We start from the raw sequence: 1445 nt of genomic DNA on the forward strand, positions 1-1445 counted from the left end.
GGAAGATGAGACTATCATTAGAATAAGAGCTGAAATCTATGTAGAAAGAAAGAGCCAAAAAGGTATAATTATCGGCAAGGCTGGCGAAGCAATAAAGCAGGTTGGTATTGAAGCTCGTAAAGACCTGGAGGCATTCTTTGGAAAACAAATACACTTAGAAACCTTCGTTAAGGTGGCTGAAGACTGGAGAAAAAAAGAGATCAGCCTCAAGAGATTTGGTTATAAGAATTAATCAAGCGCATACAAAACACTCAACAAGTAGTTAATTAATTAGACAATAGAGGTTTGAGTTGTTAGCTTCGCAAATAATTGTGATTTTACAAGTCGATAGACTGACGACAACTCCCAACAATAATTATTATGGCAAATGTAGTAGCAATAGTAGGAAGACCCAACGTGGGTAAATCTACGCTTTTCAATAGATTGGTTGAAAAGAAAAAAGCAATCATGGATGATGAGAGTGGAGTTACCCGTGATCGTCACTACGGCTATGCCGAATGGAACGGTAAGCATTTTACTGTGATCGACACAGGGGGTTATGTAACCGGTTCCGAAGATAAATTTGAAAGCCAGATAAGAAATCAGGTAGAACTTGCTATCGAAGAAGCTTCCGTGGTTTTATTTATGACAGACTCATTTGCTGGTCTCACTGATCTCGACAAGGATTTTGCCAAGATCTTGCGTCAGTCTAAAAAGCCTATGTACCTCGTGGCCAACAAAGCCGACACTACTGAGCGCATGTATATGGCCAATGAATTTTACCAGCTGGGTATGGATGTTGATATGTATCCTATTTCTTCGGCTAGTGGATCCGGAACCGGTGAATTGTTGGATGCCGTTGTTAAAAACTTTGATGAAGGTGACGAAAATCCGGATGAGGGAATTCCCAGAATTTCTATTTTAGGTAGACCCAATGTTGGTAAATCATCTTTTCTAAATGCTTTATTAGGCAAAGAGCGCACTATTGTGACTGATGAAGCTGGTACAACAAGAGATGCCATAAATACACACTATAAGTTATTTGGTAAAGATTTCATTCTCACCGACACAGCCGGCATTAGACGTAAGTCAAAGGTTAGAGAAAACATCGAATTTTACTCTGTATTAAGGTCAATACAGGCCCTACAAGACAGTGATGTTTGTATTATTATAGTTGATGCAGAAAGAGGTCTGGAGGCTCAGGATTTGAGCATCATAAACCTGGCTCATAAATACAATAAGGGTATAATGATAATGGTCAACAAGTGGGACCTGATTGAGAAAGACAGCAAGACAGCTCAGAAATATAAAAATGAGATTTCAGAAAAGCTGGGTACACTTAGTTACATCCCAGTATTGTTTACTTCGGTAATTCAAAAGCAGAGAATCTTCCAGGCTATTGAGCAGGCAGTAGAGATTTACAATAACAGAGAGCAAAAAATTTCTACTTCAAAACTCAATGAAGT

The 1445-nt window shown here is 38.8% G+C and carries 2 protein-coding genes; both read left to right on the forward strand.

Going from position 1 to position 1445, the window contains the following annotated elements; translation table 11 throughout:
• On the forward strand, window positions 1-232 hold a 232-nt coding region (locus E1176_RS01075; protein WP_185152522.1), incomplete at its 5' end, for a KH domain-containing protein.
• A gap of 128 nt (window positions 233-360) precedes the next feature.
• Window positions 361-1445 (forward strand): ribosome biogenesis GTPase Der (der, locus tag E1176_RS01080; RefSeq protein ID WP_155208740.1); only part of this gene is annotated, 1085 nt, incomplete at its 3' end.

The sequence above is a fragment of the Fulvivirga aurantia genome, assembly GCF_009711475.1.
Taxonomy (GTDB): Bacteria; Bacteroidota; Bacteroidia; order Cytophagales; family Cyclobacteriaceae; genus Fulvivirga; species Fulvivirga aurantia.